Origin of the sequence: Nocardiopsis sp. NPDC058789 (assembly GCF_042745575.1) — a bacterium.
GTDB lineage: Bacteria > Actinomycetota > Actinomycetes > Streptosporangiales > Streptosporangiaceae > Nocardiopsis > Nocardiopsis eucommiae.
In genome coordinates this window covers 28,159-44,605 of record NZ_JBHYOW010000028.1, presented here as the reverse complement: position 1 = coordinate 44,605, position 16,447 = coordinate 28,159, and the positions used below count along the sequence as shown (strand labels likewise).

17 protein-coding genes and 2 tRNA genes are annotated in these 16,447 nt (G+C 69.9%); 7 read left to right on the top strand and 12 right to left on the bottom strand.

Annotation, left to right across the window (positions count from 1 at the left end; genetic code table 11):
• Positions 1-77: 77 nt before the first annotated feature.
• The 3 genes from ACFW3L_RS25785 to ACFW3L_RS25775 all read right to left on the bottom strand — a co-directional run bounded on the left by ACFW3L_RS25785 (position 78) and on the right by ACFW3L_RS25775 (position 3,611).
• A tRNA-Met gene (locus ACFW3L_RS25785) sits at positions 78-154 on the bottom strand.
• Positions 155-429: 275 nt separating this feature from the next.
• Positions 430-506: transfer RNA gene (locus ACFW3L_RS25780), tRNA-Met, on the bottom strand.
• Between the two features lie 174 nt (positions 507-680).
• Entirely contained in the window at positions 681-3,611 is a 2,931-nt protein-coding gene (locus tag ACFW3L_RS25775; protein WP_378748069.1) for a UPF0182 family protein, read from the bottom strand.
• 296 nt (positions 3,612-3,907) lie between these two features.
• On the opposite strand from ACFW3L_RS25775, the gene ACFW3L_RS25770 reads away from it, so the two are divergent.
• On the top strand, positions 3,908-4,435 hold the full coding sequence (locus ACFW3L_RS25770; RefSeq protein ID WP_378748048.1) for a PPA1309 family protein: 528 nt from the start codon (positions 3,908-3,910) through the stop codon (positions 4,433-4,435).
• A gap of 311 nt (positions 4,436-4,746) precedes the next feature.
• Here ACFW3L_RS25770 and ACFW3L_RS25765 read toward each other — a convergent pair whose 3' ends face one another.
• The 3 genes from ACFW3L_RS25765 to ACFW3L_RS25755 are packed head-to-tail and all read right to left on the bottom strand — an operon-like array spanning position 4,747 to position 7,401.
• Complete coding sequence (locus ACFW3L_RS25765; RefSeq protein ID WP_378748066.1) at positions 4,747-5,814, bottom strand: PDZ domain-containing protein; 1,068 nt, start codon at positions 5,812-5,814, stop codon at positions 4,747-4,749.
• A 55-nt stretch (positions 5,815-5,869) separates the two neighbouring features.
• The gene (locus tag ACFW3L_RS25760) at positions 5,870-6,307 is read right to left on the bottom strand and encodes a molybdenum cofactor biosynthesis protein MoaE (RefSeq protein ID WP_378748042.1); all 438 of its coding nucleotides are present in this window, start codon (positions 6,305-6,307) and stop codon (positions 5,870-5,872) included.
• Between the two features lie 26 nt (positions 6,308-6,333).
• Positions 6,334-7,401, bottom strand: coding sequence for an NAD-dependent epimerase/dehydratase family protein (locus tag ACFW3L_RS25755; protein ID WP_378748065.1), 1,068 nt, complete (start codon positions 7,399-7,401; stop codon positions 6,334-6,336).
• A 123-nt stretch (positions 7,402-7,524) separates the two neighbouring features.
• On the opposite strand from ACFW3L_RS25755, the gene ACFW3L_RS25750 reads away from it, so the two are divergent.
• The 4 genes from ACFW3L_RS25750 (at position 7,525) to ACFW3L_RS25735 (ending at position 10,086) form a co-directional block, all read left to right on the top strand.
• Positions 7,525-8,943, top strand: a complete 1,419-nt coding sequence (locus ACFW3L_RS25750) for a zinc-dependent metalloprotease (protein WP_378748035.1) — start codon at positions 7,525-7,527, stop codon at positions 8,941-8,943.
• Positions 8,944-9,501: an NUDIX hydrolase gene (locus ACFW3L_RS25745; RefSeq protein WP_378748032.1), complete on the top strand. Its 558-nt coding sequence runs from the start codon at positions 8,944-8,946 to the stop codon at positions 9,499-9,501. It abuts the gene before it with no gap.
• A 112-nt stretch (positions 9,502-9,613) separates the two neighbouring features.
• Positions 9,614-9,985 (top strand): hypothetical protein, encoded by a 372-nt coding sequence (locus ACFW3L_RS25740; protein WP_378748027.1) that lies wholly within the window; start codon positions 9,614-9,616, stop codon positions 9,983-9,985.
• Complete coding sequence (locus tag ACFW3L_RS25735; protein ID WP_378748058.1) at positions 9,982-10,086, top strand: type II toxin-antitoxin system YoeB family toxin; 105 nt, start codon at positions 9,982-9,984, stop codon at positions 10,084-10,086. Before ACFW3L_RS25740 ends, ACFW3L_RS25735 begins: the two co-directional genes overlap by 4 nt.
• A gap of 3 nt (positions 10,087-10,089) precedes the next feature.
• On the opposite strand, the gene ACFW3L_RS25730 is transcribed toward ACFW3L_RS25735, so the two are convergent.
• The 6 genes from ACFW3L_RS25730 to ACFW3L_RS25705 all read right to left on the bottom strand — a co-directional run bounded on the left by ACFW3L_RS25730 (position 10,090) and on the right by ACFW3L_RS25705 (position 15,149).
• Positions 10,090-10,653: a M48 family metallopeptidase gene (locus tag ACFW3L_RS25730; protein ID WP_378748024.1), complete on the bottom strand. Its 564-nt coding sequence runs from the start codon at positions 10,651-10,653 to the stop codon at positions 10,090-10,092.
• Positions 10,654-10,927: 274 nt separating this feature from the next.
• Positions 10,928-11,086 (bottom strand): hypothetical protein, encoded by a 159-nt coding sequence (locus tag ACFW3L_RS25725; RefSeq protein ID WP_378748017.1) that lies wholly within the window; start codon positions 11,084-11,086, stop codon positions 10,928-10,930.
• Positions 11,087-11,124: 38 nt separating this feature from the next.
• Entirely contained in the window at positions 11,125-11,403 is a 279-nt protein-coding gene (locus ACFW3L_RS25720) for a WhiB family transcriptional regulator (protein ID WP_378748014.1), read from the bottom strand.
• A 204-nt stretch (positions 11,404-11,607) separates the two neighbouring features.
• Complete coding sequence (locus ACFW3L_RS25715; protein WP_378748009.1) at positions 11,608-11,958, bottom strand: hypothetical protein; 351 nt, start codon at positions 11,956-11,958, stop codon at positions 11,608-11,610.
• 205 nt (positions 11,959-12,163) lie between these two features.
• On the bottom strand, positions 12,164-13,051 hold the full coding sequence (tesB, locus tag ACFW3L_RS25710) for an acyl-CoA thioesterase II (protein WP_378748005.1): 888 nt from the start codon (positions 13,049-13,051) through the stop codon (positions 12,164-12,166).
• The gene (locus ACFW3L_RS25705) at positions 13,044-15,149 is read right to left on the bottom strand and encodes an ATP-dependent DNA helicase UvrD2 (protein ID WP_378747990.1); all 2,106 of its coding nucleotides are present in this window, start codon (positions 15,147-15,149) and stop codon (positions 13,044-13,046) included. Before ACFW3L_RS25705 ends, tesB begins: the two co-directional genes overlap by 8 nt.
• Positions 15,150-15,417: 268 nt before the next feature.
• Here ACFW3L_RS25705 and ACFW3L_RS25700 point away from each other — a divergent pair, with 268 nt between their 5' ends.
• Together ACFW3L_RS25700 and ACFW3L_RS25695 are read left to right on the top strand one after the other, a co-directional pair.
• The gene (locus tag ACFW3L_RS25700; protein WP_378747987.1) at positions 15,418-15,708 is read left to right on the top strand and encodes a mycoredoxin; all 291 of its coding nucleotides are present in this window, start codon (positions 15,418-15,420) and stop codon (positions 15,706-15,708) included.
• 143 nt (positions 15,709-15,851) lie between these two features.
• Positions 15,852-16,307, top strand: a complete 456-nt coding sequence (locus ACFW3L_RS25695) for an ANTAR domain-containing response regulator (protein WP_378747982.1) — start codon at positions 15,852-15,854, stop codon at positions 16,305-16,307.
• Positions 16,308-16,447: the final 140 nt, after the last annotated feature.

Sequence of the window (16,447 nt, the reverse complement as noted above, 5' to 3'; positions counted from 1 at the left end):
CGGGCCCGCCACAGGCCCCCCGGGCCGCGCAACACCCCCCCCCCCCGTGTGACCTACCCCCCCCGCCGCTTCCCTCTTGGTAGCGGGGACAGGATTTGAACCTGCGACCTCTGGGTTATGAGCCCAGCGAGCTACCGAACTGCTCCACCCCGCGTCGTTGTGATCCCTATTTTAGGGCCCTTGGCCCCAGGTGGCAAATCGGCTCTTCGTGAAACTGAACCCGATCCGGAGATCCACCCGTTGGTCCGGTCAGCTTCCCGACCGGCCCTGTTGGCTACTCTACCAGGCTTTCCTCACGGTCCGCACCGGCATTCTCGCCGCGCACGCACATGGGGCCGAAAGAGCCGCCAATATGCGCCTCCCGAATCAACCGTCGAAACAGAAGTCCGAGAAAAGCACCGGACCCGGGATTTCTCCCGGGTCCGATCTTGGTAGCGGGGACAGGATTTGAACCTGCGACCTCTGGGTTATGAGCCCAGCGAGCTACCGAACTGCTCCACCCCGCGTCGTTGTGTCTTCAGATTAGCGCGCCCCGGCGACAAAGCCAAATCGACCTGCGCGCGGGCCTTCAACCGCCCCGCCTCCCGGGCTCCGACACGGGAGCGGCAACGCGAACGGGGCGGGACCCGGAAGGTCCCGCCCCGTCGTACGCGGCGCCCCTGGGAGCCGGCGGCTACGAACTAGTCGCCCGCGGCCTCCTCCAGGGCCTCAAGAGCCTCACGCAGGCGCTCGTTGGCCTCGTCGTTCGACTCCTGGGCCTCCTCCCAGGCCTCGACGGCCTCGTTGAGGGCCTCGGTGAGGTCACTCGGGTCGCCTCCGCCCGAGCCGCCCTCCGAGGTCTCCTCCTCGGGGGTGCCCGCCTCCGCGTCCGGGTCGGGCAGCGGACCCTCGCCGCCCTCGAACAGGTTGTTCAGGGCGTCCTGGAGGTTGCTGCCGATGGCGACCTCCTCACCGAAGCCGACCATGACCTGCTGGAGCAGCGGGAAGGACGCCGCTCCGCCGCCACCGGCCTGCACGTAGAGGGGCTCCACGTAGAGCAGACCGCCGGCGAACGGCAGGGTCAGCAGGTTGCCCCGGGTCACCTCGGCGTTGGACTGCTCCAGCGGGAGCAGGACCTCACGCACGTCGGCGTCCGAGTCGAACGCGTTCTGCACCTGGCCTGGACCGAAGATCACCGTGCTCCGGGGCAGTTCCAGCAGCTTGAGCTTGCCGTACTCGTCCGACGCCGGGTTGCTGTCCACGGCCATGAACGCGGCCAGGTTCTCACGGTTGTTCGGAACGAACGTGGTGGTCAGCGAGAAGCTGGGCTCGTCGGAACCGGGGAAGTTGATGGTCTGGCGGTAGGGCGGCTCGGAGACCTCGCCCTCCCGGGTCGGGTCGTTGGGAACCGACCAGAAGTCCTGACCACCGTAGTAGGACGCCGCGTCCGTCACGTGGTACTCGCGCATGATCTCGCGCTGCACCTTGAACAGGTCGTCCGGGTAGCGCAGGTGCTGGATGAGCTCGTCGCTCATCTCGTCCCTGTCCACCACGGTGCCCGGGAAGGCGCCCTCCCAGGTCTTCAGGACGGGGTCCTCCTCGTCCCAGCCGTACAGGGTGACGCTGCCGTCGTAGGCGTCGACGGTGGCCTTCACCGAGTTCCGGATGTAGTTGACCTCGTTGCCGGGCAGCGCGCCGACCTGCTGCGCCGAACCGTCGGTGAAGGTGTCGGTCACCGCCTGGGTGAAGTCGACCCGGTTGGCGTACGGGTAGCCGTCCGAGGTGGTGTACCCGTCCACGATCCACACGACCTTGCCGTCGACCACCGCCGGGTAGGGGCGGCTGTCGACGGTGAGGAAGGGCGCGACCTTCTCCACGCGGTCCAGCGGGTCGCGCTCGTAGAGGATGCGCGAGTCGCTGGTGATGGCGCTGTTGAGCAGGATGCTCGTTTCCTGGTACTTGATCGCGTACAGGATGCGGTCGAAGAAGTTGTTCAGCGGGACGCCGCCGTCACCGTCGTAACGGTTGTAGGCCTGCGAACCCCCAGCGGGGTCCTCCTCGGCGCCCTCCTCGGTGGCCTCGGCGTCCTCAGCCGGGGCCTCCTCGCCGCCCTCCTGGCCGTCGGAGGGCGCGCGCGCCTCGTCCGGGCTCGGGCTGGCGTCGACCGCGTCCTCCAGGGTGGGGACGTCGGGCTCGTCGGCGGCGGGGTCGACCGGGTAGTCGTACTCCTCCTCCGCCTGGACGATGACGTAGTCGGCGCCCTCGCGGCCGTAGTAGATCCTCGGCTCGTACTCGCCCGCGACCTCGCTCAGCTCACCGCGCGGCGGGATGTTGTACTCGGTGAAGACCGGGCGACCCTCGTCGTCGATCAGGTTGCCAGCGGCGGCGACCATGCCGAAGCCGTGGGTGTAGATCAGGTGCCGGTTGAGCCAGTTGTCCTGGTCGGCGGGCGGACCGTCGAGTTCACGAACCGCGACGATCGTGTCGATCAGGTTGCCGTCGGCGTCCGGGTAGCGGTCGACCTCCAGCACGTCCGGGAACTGGTAGAAGCCTCGGACCTGCTGCATCTGCTGGAAGGTCTGCGAGACCACGGCCGGGTCGGCCAGTCGCACGCTGGGGATGGTGTCGGCCTCGGCCGCCAGCTCCTGCGGCGTGAGCTCCGTGGTGGCGTCGTAGGTCTCCACCTCGGCGTTCGCGATCCCGTACGCCTCGCGCGTGCTCTCGATGTTGCGCTCGATGTACGGGCTCTCCAGGCGCTGCTCGTTCGGGCTGACCTGGAAGCGCTGGACGATCTCGGGGTAGGCCACGCCGACGACCACGCCGGAGAGGACCAGCAGCCCGAGGGAGGCCACCGGGATCATCGTGTTCTTGAAGACGATGTTGGCGAAGAACAGGACCGCGCAGATCACCGAGATGACGGTGAGGATGGTCAGGGCGGTCTTGACCGCGTTCACGTCCGTGTAGGAGGCACCGAAGGTGTAGCCCCGGTCGGAGAACACCAGCCCGTAGCGGTCCAGCCAGTAGGAGCCCGCGCGCAGGAGCACGAACAGACCCAGCAGCACCGACAGGTGCACGCGGGCGGCGGGGGTGGCGCGCTGCCCGGAGTCGTTCTGGAGGCGGACCCCGCCGTACAGGTAGTGCACGATCACCGCGGCGATGAACGCCAGGATGACGGCCGCGTACAGGTAGCCGAGCAGGATGCGCAGGAACGGGTAGGTGAACGCGAAGAACGCGATGTCCATGCCGAACTCGGGGTCGTTCACCCCGAAGTCGACACCGTTGACGAACTGGAGGTAGCTGCGCCAGTCACCGCTGGCGGCCGCGCCGGCCAGCAGCGCCAGGGCGCCGACGGCGATCCAGAAGAAGAGCTTGCGGTGCGGGTCGATGGACTGCCGGTAGCGGTCCAGGCCCTGCTGTTCCAGACTCATCGGTCTGATACCGGGCCGGGCCCGGTAGGCGAAGAAGATGCTCGCGCCGACGATGACGGCCATCACGAGTGCCGCTACGGCGAAGAGCAGGACCCGTGTCCACAGCTCGGTCAGGAAGACCGAGGTGTAGCCGATGGAGCTGAACCACTTGTAGTCGGTCCAGAAGTTCGCGGCGAACATCAACGCCGCGATGATGACGACCACGGTCGCCGCGACTGGCGCGAGCAACCTTGATCGGCGAGGCATACGCGCAGGTGGTGCGCCGGGCGATCGGAAGCTCACGCCTCCCCCTCGTTCTGGCTTGGTAGGTGCGTTGGTTGCGCGTGTGGCGCCTTCATTACTGAAAACTTAATCGGTGGCCGTCAGGTTCCCGAAATCACCCTCCACCCGGTGACAAGGCTGCATCGTTGGTGTATCGGAGTCGCATCCGGAGGGCACCTTGCGACCCTACTGCCGCCGAACGGGCCCGGCGAGGTTCCCACATCGGGGACCATGGAAACGTGTCGAACATTCGCGAAGCAGTCATGGACCTGGAACGCCACGCCGCCGAACAGGGGTGGGATCGCCCGTTGGGCCTGTACGCCCTGGTCCCCACCTCGGAGCTGCTGGCGGCGGAGCCCGCTCTGGCGAGCATGCTGGGGATCGCCTCCCCGGCCGACCCGGACGAGCTGACCCCGGTCGAGCAGGAGGCGCTGTCCCCGGACGTGCCGTTGGAGGAGGCGCTGGGGCGCATCCTGTGGCCCGAGGGCGTGGCCGGGTGCGCGCTGGTCATGGAGCGCCTGGTGGTGAAGGGGTCGGACGAGACCCTGGCCGCCGGTGAGGACCCCTCCGCCTCCGGCAAGGAGACCGAGGAGATCCGCATGGTCGCGGGCGTGCTGCGGGACGGTTCGCGGCACTGCGCCATGCGGATGCGCAGCCACGACAGCGAGTCCGAGGTGCTCAATGGTCCGGACCTGATCCCGGCCCTGACCTCCGCGCTCGCCCTCACCCTCGACCTGGACGAGGAGCTCCCCACGAAGGAGAGCTGACCCCACCCGTACGAAGGACCCCCGGACCACACGGCCCGGGGGTCCTCTCATGTCCAGCCCCTCAACAGGGGTGTGAGAACACCTCGTCCCCAGCTGTGTGACCCGCCCTGGGTCCCGGCCACAGCCCCTGAGCCCCACCCGAGTCCCGTCACCACCAGGGGGGTGCTTTCGTTCGGGCGCCGCCAGGGCTCTGCAAGAGGAGTCAAGCCGCCAGCGAGGAACGAGCCAGGCGTAGACGACGATGAAGAATCCCTGGCTCTCAGGGCGCCCGAACACGCACCGAAGCGAAGCGGAGGTGCCAAGAAACACCACTATTCGCAGCGCGGCAGTTCGCCCTCTCCCCCGCGAATGACCTCCAGGGCGTCCATGGCGTCGGTGAGGGTCTCGACACGGACGACGTCGAGCTCTCCGTAGGCGGCGGACTGGGAGATCTGGGAGCAGCTGTCGGCGGCGACGAAGAAGTACTCCGCGCCGTCGCGCTTGGCGCTCACCATCTTCTGCGGGATGCCGCTGACCCCGCCGACCTGGCCGTCGGAGGTGATGGTGCCGGAACCGGCGATCCTGGCGCCGCCGGTGACGCCCTCCTCGCTGAGGCGGTCGATGATGCCCAGGGAGAACATCATGCCCGCGCTGGGTCCGCCGATCTCGCCCACGGAGATGGAGACGTCGACGGGGAAGTCCATGTCGTCCGCGATGAGGACGCCCACGGCGGCGTTGCCCTCCTCCCCGGCGACGGTGTCCATGTCGACCTCGACCTCCTCGCCGTCGCGGTCCAGGACGAGCGCGACCGGTTCGCCGGGCTCGCGGTCACCGACCCGCTCGACCACGTAGGAGCTGCCGACGAGTTCCTCGGTGTCGGCTCCGGTGGTGTGGGTGGGTACCTTCTCGCCGTCCACCTCGATGATGCGGTCGCCGGGCTCGACGACGCCGTCGGCGGGCATGTCCGCGACGGTGTCCGCGACCAGCGGGATCGCCTCGTAGTCGATGTTGAGCTGGTTGAGGGCGGCGGCGGTGGCGTCGGTCTGCGAGTCGTTCATCTGGACGGTCTGCCGTTCGGTGACCTCCTCCTGGGAGCGTCCGGCCGGGAACAGCAGTTCCTCCGGCAGGACGGCCTGGCTCGGTGAGAGCCAGGCGGTCACCAGTGTGAAGAGGTTGAGCCGGTGGTCGGGTCCGCCCGCGTACTGGACGGTCACCATCGATAGCGATCCGTCGTGCTCGTAGTTCTCGGCGCCCTCGACACCGATGACGGGCGCTCCGTCCTCCTGCTGTCCCAGGGTGTCCACAGTGACGCCCGGGGCCGCGACGAGGTAGGGCATGGGCAGGTGGAGACTGCCGTACCCGAGCCCGGCAAGCAGGACGAGAGCGGCGACAAGGGTCATGACACGACGAACCATGCTGACACCTTAGAGCCCTTCGGGACCTGGACGGGAGGACTCAGGGCGAGCCGACCCACTCCGTCCCGCCGTCCTCGAAGGCCTGGTTCTTCCAGATGGGCACCTGGGCCTTGAGGTCGTCGATGAGTCTGCGACAGGCCGCGAAGGCCTCCTCGCGGTGGGCCGCGGAGGCCGCGACGACCACGGCGAGGTCACCGATCTCCAGGTCCCCGACGCGGTGCGTGGCGGCCATCCGCACGACCGGGCGGTCGGGGGCGGTGGTGTCGCTCAGCACCTTCTCCATGACGACGCGCAGCTGCGCCTCGACGGTCGGGTGCGCCGAGTACGAGAGGGCGGCCACGTCGCGCCCGTGGTCGTGGTCGCGCACGGTCCCGATGAAGACGGCCGTGCCGCCGGCCCTGGGGTCGGCCACCGCCGCCAGGACCTCGTCGACGGACAGGGGCGTGTCGCGTACGGCCGCGAGAGTGATCTGATCCACCGGAGAACCGTATCAAGCGGCACGGATCAGGACTTCCCTCGCTTGCGCAGGTGGCGGATGGCGGCGGCCGTTCCGATGGCCGCGGCCGCCGCTCCGGCTGCTCCGGCGGCCGTGATGGTGACCTCCTTGCGGCCGAGGCTGCGCCCGGCGATGGCGTGCTTGCCGGTCTTGGACTTCAGCAGGGCGGCCAGCGCCGACTCGTTGTCGTGGGCGGGCTTCCACCCGGCCTGGCGCAGGGAGACGCCGTCCACCACGCAGGGGTAGACGAGGAACTTGATCTCTCCGGCCGCGGCCGGGGTGATGCGGGCCTGGTGCAGGCGGCGGACGGCACCGAAGGCGAGGTTGGCGGGCACCTCGAAGTGCTTCATCCCCGCGATCTCCTCCACCTCCCCCTGGGTGAGCGATCCCTCGCTGGCCACGGCGACCACCCCGTCGGTCCCGGTCACCTCGTGCAGGGCGCAGAAGGCGAGCGCGGAGGCGAGGTCGTCCTCGTGGCAGAACTGCCAGTGCTGTTCGTGACCCTTGACGGTGAGGAGGCGGGGCGCGGAGAAGTGGCGGCTGAGGAGGGTGTCCAGTTCGGGGCCGACGAGCGGGGCGGGGCGCACCACGGTGACGCTCAGGCCCGGGTGGGCCCGGCGGGCGCGCTCGGCCAACTCCTCGACCTCTGCGAAGTCGCCCATGAGGCCCTCGCTGTTGTCCGAGACGCGGGTGGCGTTCTCGGGCAGCGGCACGGGGTTGTCGGGGGCGGCGCCGTAGACCATCGTGCTGGTGATGAGGAGGACGCGCGGCACTCCGGCGGCGGCCGCCGCCGTCAGGACGGTCTGCGCGGCCCGGATGTTGTGCGCCCGGCGCGCCGACGGCCTGGTCTCCAGGGAACGGTCGTCGGCGGTGTGCACGAGCACGTCGATCCCGTGCAGCCGGGAGACCAGCCCCGGGTCCTGGACGTCCGCGATGCGCCAGGTCACCCCGCGCAGGTCGGCGAACTCGTCGTCGATCGCCACGACCTCACGCGCCGAGACGGAACCTTCTGGGGCGGCCAGGCGTTGCACGAGGAGTCGGCCCACTCCGGAGGCGGCACCGGTGACCGCCACCACCATGCCCGCCCGATCCGAGGGGCTGTGCTGTGGGCGAACCTGGCTGCTTTCGGTATTCACTCCGGGCGACTCCCAGCTAACGTGACAGTGGAGACCAAACCTAATCCTGCCTGAGGTCTGATTGTGAGCGACCTGCCTTTCGGTTTCAGCATGCCGAACGATCCCGATGACGAGTCCGGACGCCGTTCAGGCGACTCCGGCTCGGGTGCCGGCAGCGGCGGCCCGGGCGGGGGGAACCCCGGAACACCGGACGGATTCCCGTTCGGCGACCCGCAACAGATGGCCAACATGCTCCGCCAGTTCGCGGACATGATGTCGTCCCAGCCCGCCCCCGGTGCGCCGGAGGCCGGTCAGACGTCCCCGACGTCCGGCATCAACTGGGACATGGCCAAGAACATCGCGCGGCACGCGGTCTCCCAGAAGGGGGACCCGAGCGTGCCGCCCGCCGACTACGCCCGGATCGAGGAGGCGCTGCGCCTCGCCGACCTGTGGCTCGACCAGGCTACCGACCTCCCCTCGGGGCTCCAGACCGCCCAGGCCTGGAGCAGGTCGGAGTGGATCGAGAAGACGATGGACTCGTGGGCGCAGCTGTGCGACCCACTGACCGCCAAGACGGTCCAGGCCATGGGGCAGAACCTCCCCGAGGAGATGGCTTCCATGGCCGGTCCGCTGCTGGGGATGATCCAGCAGATGGGCGGCATGATGGTCGGCCAGCAGGCCGGTCAGGCCATCGGTGAGCTGGCCCAGGAAGTGATCGGAACCACCGACATCGGCCTGCCGCTGGCCGGTGAGGGCAACGCCGCCCTGCTTCCCTCGGGGGTGGCCCGCTTCAGTGAGGGCCTGGAGATCCCCGAGGACGAGGTGCGCCTGTACCTCGCCGCCCGTGAGGCGGCCGTGCACCGCCTGTACTCGCACGTGCCGTGGCTGCGTTCCCACGTGTCCCGGCTGGTCGAGGAGTACGCGGCCGGGATGTCGTTCGACGTCAGCGGCCTGGAGGACAAGCTCGGCGGGATCGACCTCTCGAACCCGGAGGCGCTCCAGGAGGCCATGTCCGGCGGGCTGGGCGCCGAGGGGCTGCTCCAGCCGGAGGACACCCCCCAGCAGAAGGCCGCGCTCAAGCGGCTGGAGACCACTCTCGCCCTGATCGAGGGCTGGGTGGCGACCGTGGTGTCGTCGGCCGTGTCCGAGCGCCTGCCGCAGTCGGGTGCGCTCGCGGAGACCACCCGGCGCCGCCGCGCCACCGGTGGGCCCGCCGAGCACACCTTCGCCGCCCTGGTCGGCCTGGAGCTGCGTCCGCGCCGTCTGCGCGAGGCCGGAGCCCTGTGGACGGCCCTGGAGGAGGCGCGTGGCGTGGAGGGCCGGGACGCCGTGTGGCAGCACCCGGACCTCATGCCCACCGCCGACGACCTGGACGACCCGGACGCCTTCGTGCACGGGCGCGGCGAGTTCGAGGGCACGGACTTCGACATCTCGTCGCTGACCGACCCGGACGGCTCCGAGCGGCCCCGGCCCGGCGACGACGAGGACGAGGACGGCAAGTAGGTGACTCTGCACGCCGACGCGCGGGCGGTGCTGGACGCGTGGACCGCGCCCGACACCGGCCAGGAGGAGCTGCGCCGCTCCTACCTGGACCACCTGGACGCCCATGGTGACGCCATGTGGCGTACCTGCCTGCCCGGGCACCTGACCGCGAGCGCCGCGATCGTCTCCGCCGACGGTTCCCGTGTGGCCCTGGTGCTGCACCGGGTCCACCGGATGTGGTTGCAGACCGGCGGCCACTGCGAGACCGAGGACACCACCCTGGGCGGCGCGGCGCTGCGGGAGGCCACCGAGGAGTCCGGGATCCGGGATCTGGCCCTGCTTCCGGAGCCGGTGCGGCTGGACCGCCACGCGGTGCCGTGCGGCGGGGGCAGTCTCCACCTGGACGTGCAGTACGCCGCGGTGGCTCCGGCCGACGCCGTGCTGGTCCGGGACCCGGACGAGTCCGCAGGACTGGACTGGTTCCCGGTGGGGTCCCTCCCCGAGCCCAGTGACGAGTCGGTCCGGGCCCTGGTGGACGCCGCCGTCCACGCGCACCGGCGGACCACCGCCGCGAACTGAACCACGAGAGGCCCGCCGGAGGAGATCCGGCCGGGCCTCTCGTGGTGTGCGTCCCCCACGGCCCGACGGAACGGATGACCATGAACCACCGGCCCCCTGTGAGGCGTTCGCCATGTCCCTGATCACCGTGGTCGGCATGCTGGGCGGGCTGGTCCTGGTGCTGCTGGCCAAACGGGTCCGCAAGGCGGCCGAACGGCTGCTGGCCGACGAACGCGCCGGGCTGGTCGGTCCGCAGGAGGTGGCCCGCGCCCGGGTGGAGCAGAAGCGGCGCTCGCTGCGGCTGGGGCAGGGCGTCTGCGGGTTCATGGGGATCCTGCTGGTCGCGGTCCTGGGCCGTGCCGCCGTCTCCGGCGAGTGGGGCGGGACCACCACCTACTACGCCGCCGTGTTCGGGGTGCTGCTCGTGGTGAGCGCCGTGGTGCTGGCCCGTGTCGCCGCGGACGTCAGGGCCGCCGAACGCGAGCTCGACGCTCCCGGCGGCTGAGGGCGCGCCCGCGCCGCATCACCGACGAGCACCGTCTCGTCCACCGCCTGCACGAGGACGAGATCCGCGTCGTCGCCTGCCGATACCACTACGGCAAGTAGCCCCTACTCCTCGAAGGCGACCTCATCGGCTTCGAGGACCTCGTCCGGGTCCTCGTCGTCGTGGTCGGAGCGGCTGCCGGCGCTGAACCCCTCCAGGTAGCCGCGGGCGCGGTCGGCCTTGGGGTAGCGCCGGACCAGGTCCCAGAAGTCGCGGCCGTGGTGCGGGATGCGCAGGTGGGCGAGTTCGTGGACGAGGACGTAGTCCACCACCCACGAGGGCATCCCGGCGACGCGACGGGAGATGCGGATGGTGCGGGTGTCCGGCGTGCAGGAACCCCAGCGGGAGTTCTGGTTGTCGACCCAGCGGACGCTGTCCGGGAGGTGGGTGCCGTCCAGGTAGCGTTCGGCCAGCTCGACGGCGCGCTCCTGGAGCTCGCGGTCACCGGGGTGTCTGCGGCCCTCCCGGGCCCGGAGCTTTTGCAGCATCTGGTCCACCCAGCGCTTTTCCTCTGCGCGGGAGAACGTCGCGGGCACGAGGACGACCGTGGTGTCCCCGTCCCTGTAGGCCGACACGGTGCGGCGGCGACGAGGACTGCGTCGTACCTCGACTTTGGTGTTCGAGGGCACAGTGTTTACGGTATCCGAGGTGGGCCTTCTCGAACAGGTGTGAGTTGTCCGGATATGTGATTTCTTTCGCGCCGTGTCCGACCCGGGCGTTCGGGGGCGGATTCGGGCCCCCGACACGGATTCCCCTCTGACCAGGGGCCTTCGGAGCTGGTGAGACAGGACACACGTGGACCGGCTCCGGGACCTCCTGCTGGTTTTGGTTACACAAACGAGACCGAACGGCGCGCTCCAGGCGCCCTTCGGTCTCGTTCGTTCACTCACTCGTCAGTCCGCGTCAACATAGCCTTGACCACGCGATTTCCATGATCGCCTGCTCCGCACGACGCTCCTCGCGCTGCCGGGCGCGCAACTGCCGGGCGCCGAGTCGTCTGATCTGACGGTCGCGGGGCTCCTCGTCGGTGCGCTCCACCATCCGCATGAGTTCCTGCATCATCGTTTCGAGTCCTTCGGGTTCGTGGGTGCTTGGGGTGTTCAGGCCGCGACGGGCGCGGGGTTCTTGCGGGGACGGCCACGGGGGCGCTTGCGCGCCACCACCTGGCCGGAGACGAGCAGCTGCCCGCCCCAGACGCCCCACGGCTCACGCCGCTCGAGCGCGTCCGCCAGGCACTGCTCCCGAATGGGGCAGGAACCACAGATCGCCTTGGCCGCCTCGACCTCCGCGGGCGACTCCGCGAAGAACAGGTCCGGCTCCCTACGGCAGGGGATTTCGACCTCGCCCAACTGGGGCGTTTCCAGGACCGACGCGAGCATCGGTGCCCTCCAAGATCTTTGATCGTTCGTACAACGCGGTCGGTGTTCGGTCACCGGAACGAATCCGGTGAGGGACCTGGACTTGCGATGCCGCCGCCTGCTCCCGCGTCCCTGGGGGACGGAGAACGAACGGAGATACAAAGAAAGCCGCGGCCCCTGTGTCGGGGTCCGCGGCCACGGTCGAGGATCTCGGCCTGTGCTGCTCTAGGCCGGAATCTTCCGTGGACACTCTCCCGATGCGCCATAGCGCGGGGTTTCGTGCGATGCCTCGTTGACGCCAACGGTGAACTTGCCGCGATCAAGGGCAGGCTCGGACTCGTGGCGCGGCTCGCCGATGACGCCGGACTCGGACACACCGGTCCCCTGGAAAGCCAGGCCGGATCCAATGAGCTGGACCATGCCGAGGGACTGGATGCCGTTCTGGGCGCTCGGACGACCGCCGATGGTGCTACCGCTCAGGCCGATGCCCGACACGACTCCTGTCGGGAACGGACGCCAAGCGGCCTCGGCAGCGAGGGACAACGTGGTCATCGAGTTCATCTCCGTGGTGGTCATTTGATCGGGCACCTCCTTCAAAGTCGGGTACAGGGTCTCGCACCTGTACCGAGAGCGGTTGGTTCGACGTGTACACACTACGGGCCGCCCACAAAGATCGGCAACCTATTTTTGACCTGGGAAAACGTCCGCATCCGGCCAGAGGTCGCCGGGAATGACGAAGGGCCCGGAAGCGTTGCCCCCGAGCCCCGTGAACCGCCTCCGTCTAGGCCCAGCCCTCCGCGTCCACGACGCGGATCATGCCCTCCTGCACCACGGAGCAGACGAGGTGGCCGTCGCGCGTGTAGACCAGGCCGCGCGCCAGACCCCGGGCGCCCTGGGCGGTCGGGGACTCCTGCGCGTACAGCAGCCACTCGTCGGCGCGGAACGGCCGGTGGAACCACATCGCGTGGTCGAGGCTGGCCATGGCGATCCCCGCGAACGACCTCCCGTGCCGGAGCAGCACGGTGTCCAGCAGCGTCATGTCCGAGGCGTAGGTCATGAGGCACACCTGGGTGAGGCGGTCGTCCGGCAGCTCGCCGTCCACCTTGAACCACACCGGGTTGGTCGCCGTGCGCAGGTCGGGGTCGCGCTCGGCCTCGAACGACATCGCGCCCACGGGACGCATCTCGATGGGGTGCCACTGCACGAAGTTGGGCACCTTCCCGAACGCCTCGCGCAGCCGCTCACGCGTGCTGAGCAGGTCCTCCGGCGGCGGGACGTCCGGCATCGGGATCTGGTGGTCCAGGCCCGGCTCCTCCTTGTGGAAGGAGGCGGAGAGCGTGAATATCGCCTTGCCGTGCTGGACGGCCACGACCCGGCGGGTGGTGAACGAGCGCCCGTCGCGGACCCGGTCCACCTCGTAGACGATCGGCACGGTGGGGTCGCCGGGCCGTATGAAGTAGGCGTGCAGGGAGTGCACGTACCGTTCGGCGGGCACGGTCCGGCCCGCGGCCACGAGCGCCTGCCCGGCGACCAGTCCTCCGAAGACCCGCTGCGGTCCCTCCGCCGGGCTGATCCCCCGGAAGATGTTGACCTCGATCCGCTCCAGGTCCAGGACCCTCAGCAGATCGGCCAGCGACTGGCCCCTGAGTTCGGCGTCGTGTTCACTCATCCTCGTCCTCTCCGTCCCCGGCCTCCCCCGCCGGTTCCCTCCCCGCGACCAGCGCGAGCACCGCCTCACCGTAGCGGTCGAGTTTGGCGGGACCCACTCCGGACACAGCCGTGAGCTGGGAGACGCTGGAGGGTTCCTGCTCCGCGATCGCCTGGAGGGTGGCGTCGGTGAAGATCACGTAGGCGGGCACCTTCTGCTCCTGGCAGGTGCGCTTGCGCCAGTCACGCAACCGCTCCAGGAGGGCCTCGTCGTAGGTGGAGGGGCAGTCCACGCACCGGCCCAGCTTGCGTTCGGTGGCGTCGGAGAGCACGTTCGAGCAGACCCGGCAGCGCGCCGTCCCTCCCTTCCGGCGGTCGCGGCGGTTGGCGGTGGAGGGCGAGGCCGGGCGCAGGCCGTCGAGGAAACGGGAGGGCTTGCGGGACTTGCGGCCGCCCGGGGAGCGCGACAGGGACCAGGACATGGCCAGGTGCTCGCGGGCGCGGGTGACCCCCACGTAGAAGAGTCGGCGCTCCTCCTCCACCTGTTCGTCGGTCTCCGCGTAGATGATCGGGATCATGCCCTCGGTGAGGCCCACGAGGAAGACCGCGTCCCACTCCAGGCCCTTGGCGGAGTGCAGGGAGGCGATGGTCACGCCCTCGAACCCGGGAGCGTGTTCGGTGGCCATGCGCGTCTCCAGCTCCTCGACGAACGTGCCCATGGTGGCGGCGCGTCCGTCGGGTCCCGGTGTGGCCGCCATGTCCTCCGCCAGCTGGGCGAGCGCGGACAGCGACTCCCAGCGCTCCCGGGCCTGGCGGCCCTCGGGCGCGCTGTCGGTGAGGCCCATCTGGGCGAGCAGGCCGCGCACCGTCGCGACCAGGGGTTCGGCCACCTCGTCGGCGGCGGCGTGCCGGGCCCCGCGCAGGGTGTGCACGGCCTGTTTGATCTCGGGGCGCTCGAAGAAGCGGGTGGTGCCGCGCACGGTGAACGGGATGCCCTCGTCCGCCAGCGCCTGCTCGTAGGAGGCCGACTGCGAGTTGGTGCGTACGAGCACCGCGATCTGGCTGGCCGGGGTGCCGTCCTCCAGCAGGACGCTGATCTTGCGGGCGACCCCGGTCGCCTCGGCGGGCTCGTCGTCGTACTCCTGGTACAGGGGGTCCGGCCCCTCGGGGCGCTGTGCCTGGAGGGTGAGGTGGTTGGCGGACGTGGTGTCCCTGGCCTGCGCGATGACGTGGTTGGCCACCCGGACCACCTGGGGCGTGGAGCGGTAGTCGCGGACCAGCCGGACGACGGTGGCGTGCGGGTACCGGTTGGCGAACCCGGTGAGGTAGCTGGGGGTGGCCCCGGCGAACGAGTAGATGGTCTGGCTCGGGTCGCCCACCACGCACAGGTCGTCGCGGTCACCCAGCCAGGCGTCCAGGAGGAGTTTCTGGAGGGGGTTGACATCCTGGAACTCGTCCACGACGAAGTACCGGTACTGGTCGCGGACCCGCTGGGCGATGGCCGGGTACTCGGTGATCATCCCGGCGGTGAGTTCCAGCATGGACTCGAAGTCGAGGAGGTTGTGCTCGCGGCACAGCTCCTCGTAGGCCTCGAAGACCCGGGCGACCTCGCCGGCGTTCATGGGGGCCTGCCGTCCGGACTTGGCCACGGCCTTGTCGTAGTCGCTGGGCCGCACCTGGGTGACCTTGGCCCACTCGATCTCGCTGGCGAGGTCGCGCAGTCCGAGCCGGTCCGGCTGCTGGCCCACCGAGTTGGCGGCGCGTGCCACCACGGAGAGCTTGCTCTCGATGAGCTTGGGCTTCTCCCCGCCGATCACCTGCGGCCAGAAGAACCCGAGCTGACGCAGGGCGGCCGCGTGGAAGGTGCGGGCCTGGACCCGGGGGGCGCCCAGGGAGCGGAGCCGACCGCGCATCTCCCCGGCGGCGCGGGCGGTGAAGGTGACCGCCAGGATCTGCTGTTCGGAGATGACCCCGCTGGCCACGGCGTGCGCGATCCGGTGGGTGACGGCCCTGGTCTTCCCCGTTCCGGCACCGGCGAGGATGCACACGGGGCCGCGCAGTGCGCGCGCCGCCTCGGTCTGTTCCGGGTCCAGTCCCTCCAGGACGCGGTCGGGGTCCATGGTGCTCCTGAATCTGGTTGGGGAGGCTGCGTCCGCCGGGGCGGCTGACTCGCCGTGGGCGCACAGTCTCTCAAGTATCGGTCGTCACCGGGAGCGGATGGGCCGGGCTCCCGGGTGTCGGCGGCGACGCTCTCCGGAGCTGCGCGAACAGTCCGGGTGACACATTCCAGAACCAGGAGGCCCTGTGAGGCGTCCCACGTTGTGTCGATCGGTCATGGGAAGTGGCGGGACCCCCTTGGTGTTGGAATGGGGGTACTGATCCCCGAACATGACCGTCGACCAGGAAGACGTGAGCGAGATGACGAGTACGGGCACCGAACGATTCACGATGTACAGCACCCCCTGGTGCGGGTACTGCAGGCGCCTCAAGAGCCAGCTCTCCCGTGAGGGCATCGCGGTGCGCGAGGTGAACATCGAGGAGAATCCGGAGGCCGCGGAGTACGTCATGAAGGTCAACAACGGGAACCAGACGGTCCCGACGGTGGTCTTCAGCGACGAGACCGCGATGACCAACCCGTCCCTCGCTCAGGTGAAGAAGAAGTTGGCCGAGCTGTCCTGAGGACGAACGGCGCGGGCCGCCCTGGTGCGGCCCGCGCGGCGGGACCCCCTCCCCCAGGGGGCGGACACCCCCGAGTTCCCTACGGCGGCGAGGCCGGCACCGTAGCGCGGACGATGACGGGGAGTGTTGAGTTGGGGGACGATATGAGGCCTCATGACGTGGCGGTCACCGACACGGTGACCGTCGAAGTGGTGCGGCGCACCCCGAACGGGTGGCGCGTGGGCACCGAACAGCACGGGCACGATGCGCCTGACCTGGTCAGCGCCATGGTCCTGGCGGATCTCCTCACCTCCGAGGCGGGGACCGGGCGTCCCCGCACGCAGGCGCCCGGTCGGGCCCCGGAGGGGGCCACCGAGGTGGAGCGGCTGCGGCACACGATCACGCAGCTGGAGCACGCGCTGCACTCGCGGGTCGTGGTGGAGCAGGCCATCGGCGTGCTCGCCGAGCGGCACACGATGCCGCCGCGCGAGGCGTTCGAGAGACTGCGTTCGTCGGCGAGGTCACGTGGCAGGAAGGTCGCCGACCTGGCGCAGGACGTGGTGGACAGCAGCACGAGTCCGCTGACCGTCCTTCCGGACGAGCTGACGGGGACCGGTTGAACGGCTCCGGGTGAGTGCGGTCGCGCGGGTCCCCCGGATCGGGGACCGAGGGCGCGGACCCGAGGATGCGAGTCGCGGGTGCGGATCGCGGGTACGGGCCGCGGGCGTCCGGTGCGGGGGGACGGACGGCCCGCAGTACC